Origin of the sequence: Spiroplasma sp. DGKH1, from assembly GCF_040940205.1 — a bacterium.
GTDB lineage: Bacteria > Bacillota_I > Bacilli_A > Mycoplasmatales > Mycoplasmataceae > Spiroplasma.
In genome coordinates, this window is the sequence record NZ_JASTWG010000001.1 from 325426 (window position 1) to 333539 (window position 8114).

4 protein-coding genes and 1 pseudogene are annotated in these 8114 nt (G+C 30.1%); 2 read left to right on the top strand and 3 right to left on the bottom strand.

Going from position 1 to position 8114, the window contains the following annotated elements; all coding sequences use genetic code 4:
- Positions 1–164 precede the first annotated feature (164 nt).
- The 3 genes from QPK10_RS01520 to QPK10_RS01530 all read right to left on the bottom strand — a co-directional run bounded on the left by QPK10_RS01520 (position 165) and on the right by QPK10_RS01530 (position 7010).
- Entirely contained in the window at positions 165–2156 is a 1992-nt protein-coding gene (locus QPK10_RS01520) for a hypothetical protein (protein ID WP_368486275.1), read from the bottom strand.
- A 138-nt stretch (positions 2157–2294) separates the two neighbouring features.
- Entirely contained in the window at positions 2295–5228 is a 2934-nt protein-coding gene (locus tag QPK10_RS01525) for a DNA translocase FtsK (protein ID WP_368486276.1), read from the bottom strand.
- A gap of 114 nt (positions 5229–5342) precedes the next feature.
- Positions 5343–7010, bottom strand: coding sequence for a ribonuclease J (locus tag QPK10_RS01530; protein WP_368486277.1), 1668 nt, complete (start codon positions 7008–7010; stop codon positions 5343–5345).
- A gap of 196 nt (positions 7011–7206) precedes the next feature.
- Between QPK10_RS01530 and coaD the strand changes: the two genes are divergently transcribed.
- Together coaD and QPK10_RS01540 are read left to right on the top strand one after the other, a co-directional pair.
- The gene (gene coaD / locus QPK10_RS01535) at positions 7207–7629 is read left to right on the top strand and encodes a pantetheine-phosphate adenylyltransferase (RefSeq protein WP_368486278.1); all 423 of its coding nucleotides are present in this window, start codon (positions 7207–7209) and stop codon (positions 7627–7629) included.
- A gap of 85 nt (positions 7630–7714) precedes the next feature.
- Positions 7715–8114 (top strand): annotated as a pseudogene (locus QPK10_RS01540) (IS3 family transposase); the annotation flags it as partial.

Here is an 8114-nt window from a genome sequence, read left to right on the forward strand (position 1 = left end):
AATTATATAGCAATATTTGCTAATATCTAAAAATTAACTAAATAAATTATTTATTACAAACATATTATATATATAAATTATAAATAAAGGAATTTATTTTAAGATTTTTTTTAAAATAAAATAAACTATCAGATAATATTCAAAAATTACCTTAATAGTTTATTCTAAAATTTATAAACACTATTTTTTGTATAAAGATAAAAGTTATCTGGGGAAACCTTCGCAAATTGGACTTGGTGGTTTAAAAACTCTTCATTAAAATAAGCTATTGGTTGTTGTCAATCGTTTTTTGAAGAATATAACGGAGTCAACCCCTGCTTTTGCTTACCAAAGACATACAAATCACCATTAGTATCTTCAAAAAAATTATTAGTTAAATCTTCTAATACTACTTCAAAATCAACTCATAAATTACCAGGGCTTATACCATCACCAGGTTTAATTAATTCAATGTTATATTTTTTTAAGGTTGCATCATAATTACGGACTAAAACATATTTAATTTTATCGCTAGTTGCATTATCAATAATAATATTTAAAATATCAGCATAATCCGGGGTGAATTTAAAATCATGTTCAACTTTATTGTCCCTTATTATTAAACCATCCACAAGATTACTAAAAGCACTTTTTACTACTTTGAATTCCATTCCATTTTTATAAAAAATTTTAGCAAATTTAAAATCATCTATAATTCGATTGCGTCCTATCATAGCATCATGTTCAATATCAAGATCAAGTTTAATTGGAAAAGAAACATAGGTAGTTTGATAATAAACATCAATTCTGTTCGCCAAGGGATTATAATAAATATCATTAATTATTTCCGGTAATATTGTAAAAGAGTTAATTTTTTTGCCAACATGGAAAGTATCGTCCCGCTCATCAAAAAATAACTGATATAAAAACCCATCCGTTGTTAAAATAAGAAAGAAAATTTTTTGATATCGAAGGGTAGTTGGATCAGTAAACGGAATCATTAAAACTTTTTTAATTGTTTTTGTGAGCGCCGTTCCGGAAATATCAAAAATACTACTAATCACTTTTTTATTTTCTCCAATAAAAAATATATTATTATCTTTTGTAAAACCATAAAGTACTTGGCTGCCATTAATTTCATCAGCATCCATTTGCCTTACTTGTGAAGATAAAGCTAAAACTTGTTCTCAATCATTATTCGCATCATAAATAATATCATCCGAAGTTAAAACATACTGGTGATTATTAATTTGATTAACATTTACAATTGCTTTATCAAATGTTTTAATTTTTTGACCAGAATTATGGACTGTCAAATTAATAGTGGCTTTTCCTTTTCATAATAGACCCGGTTGGGCAGGAACTGTAATATCAATTGCAATATTATTTGTTTCTCACGGTGTTAGCACATCAGTTGTTTGTAAAGTTGTTAATGGGTGGTCAATTAAACTTATTAAATTAGGATCTAATAAACTATTGTCATAGTGAATAACTTGTTTGATAGCTGAGCGCAAACTTTTTTCTGAGGTATCATCAATATTAATATAATAATTTTGATAATCCCCGGTTAAATCTTTTGATAAATTCCCTAAATCACGGGGATTAATAAATGGAACAACGGGTTTATTTTCACCAGACCCAGTTGAATTAGTAAATAACTTTATTCCTTGTCATGCTCCTAATGATATCCCAACAATTAATAAAAATACCATTCCCAAAATTAATGGTGTTTTAAATTTTTTCTTAGTTTTTACTACTGTTTTAATTAAATTAGGTTGAATTTGTAACGCTGAATTAAATTTTGCCGACGGAATATTGGTCTTAGCAAGATTCATTTGGACATTATGATTGGGATGATTTAAGTTGTTAACTTTTTGTAAGACCTGCGGATTAAATTTAACATTATGATGTTGATTTTTTTCTTTACTTTCAGAATAAATTAAATAGTATTGCTTAAAATGACAATTAATGATTGCAATATTAATTGCGGATGGTTGTTGTTGGCAAAATTTTATCGCTGCAGTAATTGGCAATAAAAATAACTCTTCGTTCCATAAATTAGGAAATACTCTTGTTCGCAAAAAGACTTTAATATTTTCAATATTATTTTGACAATATTTACAAACTAAAGCATTCTCAGTAGTTACTAGACTATTGGTTGTAACTTCCTTGCGCATCAAAATACCTCCTCTGTTTCATAGTTAGTCATATAATTTTAACATATTTTTAAAAAAGGTTAAATATTTTTAAATTAAAACTAATAATCACAAAAAATAATTATTCACAAAAAAATCCTTAATTAAATTAAGGATTTTTTACCATTCATTATCATCTAAATCAAGATTTTGAATATAAACTTCGCGTGGCTTCGCACCATTTTGGGGACCAATTACCCCGTTATCTTCTAATAAATCAATTAGTCGGCTTGCCCGGTTATACCCAATTGAAAATTTTCGTTGAATTAGGGATGTTGATGCTTTTTGATTCAGAATCACAAACCGCTTAATTTCATGGTATAAAGGATCTAAATCATTTTGCTCACCTGGTTCTTTACCACCCGGTTGATCAATATTTAAAAACTCCTCTTCATATTCTGGTTCTTGTTGACTGCGACAATACTGAACTAACCTTTCAATTTCTTCATCAGAAATATAAGCTCCTTGGGCACGAGTTGGAATATTTTGCCCGGCTGGAGCATATAACATATCCCCATACCCAATTAATTTTTCAGCTCCGGTTTGGTCTAAAATAGTTCGTGAATCAATTGAGGAAGCGACCGCAAACGCAATGCGTGACGGAATATTGGTTTTAATAACTCCGGTAATAACATCGGTTGATGGCCGTTGAGTGGCAATAATCATGTGAATTCCCGCTGCCCGAGCTAACTGGGTAATTCGCATAATAGAATCTTCAATATCTTTCCCCGCTGTCATCATTAAATCCGCAAGTTCGTCAATAACCACAACAATATATGGTAATTTATCTTCGGCTTTAACTTTTGCATTATAAGTTTCAATATTACGGACACCTTTTTCTGATAAGATACTATATCGGCGTTCCATTTCACCAATAACTTTTTTTAGCGCTCCATTTGCTAATTTTGTATCCGAAATTACCGGCGCTAGTAAATGCGGTAAATTATTATAAACTGCTAATTCAACCTGTTTTGGATCAATTAATAATAACTTCACCTCATGGGGTTTTGTTCGTAATAGTAAGGAAGATAAAATTGTGTTAATTGAGACTGACTTTCCGCTTCCTGTTGAACCGGCAACTAATAAATGGGGCATCTTATCTAATTCAATGAAAATAATTTCCCCATTAACACTCCGTCCAATCGCAACTAATAATTTATTATTTTGTTTTTCTAATGGGGTTTTTTCCATAATTTCCCGTAACGTTACCTTATTACTAATTTGGTTGGCAATTTCAATTCCCACCGCCGATTTGCCCTGAATTGGAGCTTCAATCCGGACATTTTGGGTTGCTAAAGCATATTTTAAGTCATTTTCTAAACTTGTAATTTTATTAACCTTGACCCCCGGTTGCATATGAATTTCAAACTTAGTAATTGTTGGTCCAATGTTAATTCCCTGGACACTGGCTGCAACATTAAACTGTTGAAAAACTTCATTAATTTTTAACGCTTTATTTTGAGCTGCTTGTTTATTAATTTCATTATTTTGATGATTAACTACTTTTTCATTTAATAAACTTAATTTTGGCAATTCATAACTTTCATTAATGGCTAATTTTTTAGGATTAGTTGGTGCTTTTTTATTAATTTCAACATTTCGGGGTGGTGAGATTGGTTGTTGGGGTTCAGAATAATTCGGATTATGACGATTTAACTGTCGATTAATTGCTTTATTATGTGCTTCTAAAATTTGATCAGTTTGTGAAACATAACTTGTTGGCGGTTGTTTTGGCTCAGGAGTTAACTCTGGTAAATCATCATAAAATCCTGGTTCATTCTTAACCGGAGTGTTAGCGGGCGGAATGTTAAATTCTTGGGTTTGATCATTTTCATCATAAATTGAAGTTTGCCGCAACTCACTGGTCTTCATTGTTGAGGTATTAGATAATTTTCCAAACGGTGTAATTGCTGATTCCGAATTTAATTTTTCTCGCGCTTTTGATAAATCTACATTATTACCATATGCTGAAGAATAAAACGGCGCCTCATTTAATTTATTATTATCTTCTCGCCGATGGCGGGGGCGAAGATATTCATGTTCACTGGGAATATAAACAGGTTTCCGCGGTGGTTGCAGACGACTTGGTGGCTCATTAAAATTAACATAATTTTGCTTTTTATTTTTATTATTGCGAGTTTGGTGATAATCATCAGCAATTAAATCTTCAATCAACCGTTGGTCATGCGCGGCAGTAAAAGATGGCATTTGAATCGTAATATCCGAAGATTCGGTTGTGTGCATAACCTGGCGGGGTGAAAAAATTTCATCATCAGGAATATTAATTGATTGGTAAATACTAGTTTGTAAGACTTTTTTATTAGCTTTACGATTTTTATTGGCTGTTAATTTAACAACCCGTATTCCGTGGCTATTTTGGCGATTTTTTGAACGAAACATTCCAAATGGTGAACCGGTAAAGACCCAGCTAAACCATAAGATAGTAAAACTTAAGGCTAATGCTAAGGAACCAAAAATTGTTAAATAAGAAAAAATTGCCGCAATAAAGTTTCCAATAATTCCCCCACCTGCATATAATGTAATTCAATCACCATTAAAACCCACAAAAGTAATGGGATTACGAGGATGAGGATTAAAAATGGATGCTTTTTGTCAGTGGTTAATATAATTACTCATAATCTTAACAAAATTATCTTGGTCAAAATATTTAATTTCATGCTGTGCAAATTGCACAATTAATAACACATTGCTTACCATTCAACAGGCTAAAATTGCAAAAACCAGGATCATATAACGAACCCGTTTTTTTAACTTTATTTTAACCCCAATAAAAATAGTAATTCCTAATATTAAGCACAATAAATAAACAATGTATTTAAACCATCCAAAGGGAAAAGTAAAAATAACATCATCAATAAACTGTCCAATTAAAGTAATTCGACCAACTGCAATAATTGTAAAGAAAATTAACAATAATGATCCAATAATTCACCCGATTGAATCATTGCGGCGTTGTTTTTTCTCAATTTTAATGATGGCAGTCGTCTCATTTTGATCATTTAATGGATGATCATCATAAGAATTTCGTCTCATATTAAATTGCCCCCTTGAAATATTAATTAATAATAGATATGACCATACCAAAAAAATTATTATATTAATATTTATACTATAAATATATCATAAACTAAAAAGATATCCTAAATTTTAGATTTCATTTACAATTGCTAAAATAATTGGGGTTTTTCCGGTTTCCAATTTAACAAAAGATAACACGGTACTACGAATTTCATTTTTAACTTCGTTAACATCATACATTTCTCCCGCAATTGCTTTTTTATGGTGTTTTTCAATAATATCGGTAATTACTTTTTGCATTTTTTTAAAAATATCATTATTTTCTTGAATATAAATTACTCCTCGCATTTGGGTATCAATCAAGGAAGTAATGGCTTTTGTTTTGGCATCAATTGAAACACCAATAATAACAACTCCATCTGTTGCTAATTGTTTTCGTTCATTTAACACTACCGCACCAATATCACCAACACCAATGCCATCAACATATAAGTCCGAAGTTTTAACTTTTCCGATAACTTTATCAAATTCACCATTTGTAAAGTTCACACTTTCCCCATTATCACATAAGAAAATGTTTTCAACGGGGACCCCTGCTTCGTTAGCAGCTTGTTTTGCTTTAACAAAGTCTTTATATAACCCTTTAACAGGAATAAAGTATTGTGGTTTTAAAATTGAAGTCATTAATTTAATGTCTTCGTAACTAGCGGTCATTGTTCAGATTTTGCGATCTGATAAGGCAATTGTTTTAGCCACTGTCCGAGCTAACTCATCTAACACATTAGCATGGTTTAGTTCACTCCCCGGATTTGGTGGCGTTGCTAAGATAATGGTATCGGTTTCTTTGATATCTAAAATATCATCATTCCCACTAGCAATTTTAATTAACCGGCTATATAAACGTTCACCACTTCCTGTTACTATAATTAATGATTTTTCATCATCAACAACATCATGTAAAGTTTTCAGATTAATTCCTTCTAAGTTCATTTGGTTATTGGCATTAATTACTTTTAAAGCCTCTAATAAAGTTTGACCATAAATTCCAACATTAATATTATTTTCGCGCACTAAATCAAATAATTCATTTATTTTATGTAAGTCCTGGTCAAAACAAGCTAAAATTAAACGCCCCTGTGCTTCTTTAACTGCTCTTTCAATATAACTTTTAATTTTATGGTTTGGCGCAGTATAGTCCATTCGGGAAGCTGATGAAGCTTCTGATAAAAATAATAATACTTTATTATGGGTTGCAATGTCAGTTAAATGTTGCATATCCATTGCAAAATCAGGGTCAGCTTTTGCATCAAACATATAATCTCCTGGGTAAATAATTACCCCATCTGGCGTATGCAAAGCATAACCATAACTATTTGGCATGTTTGTTGTCGTTGCAAAAACTTCTACTTTGCAAGGTCCCAATTCAATAACATCGCGGGGGTTAACAACTTTAAATAGTTCTTCTTTTCCCCGTACTTTAAAACGTTGTAAATGAAAATTTAAAATATGAGCAGTTAGTTTACTTCCGTACACAGGAATTGCAACTTCTTTTAAAATATAAGTCACTGCTTCTGAACATTCATCCGAAGGTTTTGTAATAAAAATCCCTTTAATCCGATTGCGATTTTCTTTTAAATAATCAAAATTAGAAATCACCACATCGATTCCTAAAATTCCCCGTTCCGGGTTTTTTGTTCCCGCATCAAAAACAAAAATATCTTGATCAACTTCCACGCAGTATAAATTCTTCCCACGCTCATCTAGCCCTCCAAGGGCAAAAAAACTAATTTTTGACATAAATCGTCTTCCTTTCTGAAGTTTTTTAATTAACATTCTAAATTAAAAAATTGTCTACTATTAATTGTGATAAGAAACCATATAACTATAATCTTAAACATTATACAATAACAAATAAAATTTTGAAAATATATTTAACTTAATTTTATATTTTTAAAAAATGCGATAAAATAAAACATAGAACAGGGGTGTTACGATGAAAGCGATCTTCCCAGGTAGTTTTGATCCAATTCATGAGGGACATATTAATATTATTAAGAAGGCAAGTTTATTATTTGAAAAGTTATATGTTATTGTTTCGATCAATTTAGAAAAAAAAGAACAAGGTGACATTTTTGAGCGAACTAAAATTGTGAAGGCTATTTGTGCTGATATTAATCCAATGATTGAGGTTTTAACAAATGATAATCGTCTAACAAGTGAGTTAGCAAAAGAATTAGGAGCAAATTATATTATTCGGGGACTGCGCAATAATAATGATTTGAAATACGAAATGGAATTAGCATTTGCAAATAAAAAGTTAAATAATAATCTCGAAACAATTTTTTTTATTGCTGATTATGGATTAACTGAAATTTCTTCAACCTTATTAAAACAAATTAACCAATTAAAAAAGTAGTTTTGAATGAATATCTAAAATAAAATAGACACGTAAAAAATAAGTTTATGTGTAATAATTTTATTGAAAGGTATTCTTTTTATTTATGGGAACAAAATGATTTACAAAAGATGAAAAACTTCATATTTTAAAATATTATGAAAATAATGGTTGGGCCAAAACTATTAAAAAATTTAACATTTCTGAACCAACTTTAGCTAGATGAAATAAAGAAATAAAACTCAAAGGTGAGTTGGGTTTGATTCCAGGAAATGGGGCACAATCAAAAGGTATTCGTAGACCAGGACGATCTAAAAATATTAATTTTGAATCGATGACAAAAATAGAATTAATAAAGTATATTGAAATGTTAGAAGATATAAAAAAGTATTTGACCAAATCGAAAAAGATGAAATTCCAAGCGATTTTGTCATTGAAGAAAAAATACAAAATTAAATACTTATGTAAAATTCTAAATGTTTCAAGAGCAGGATATTATAAATGAA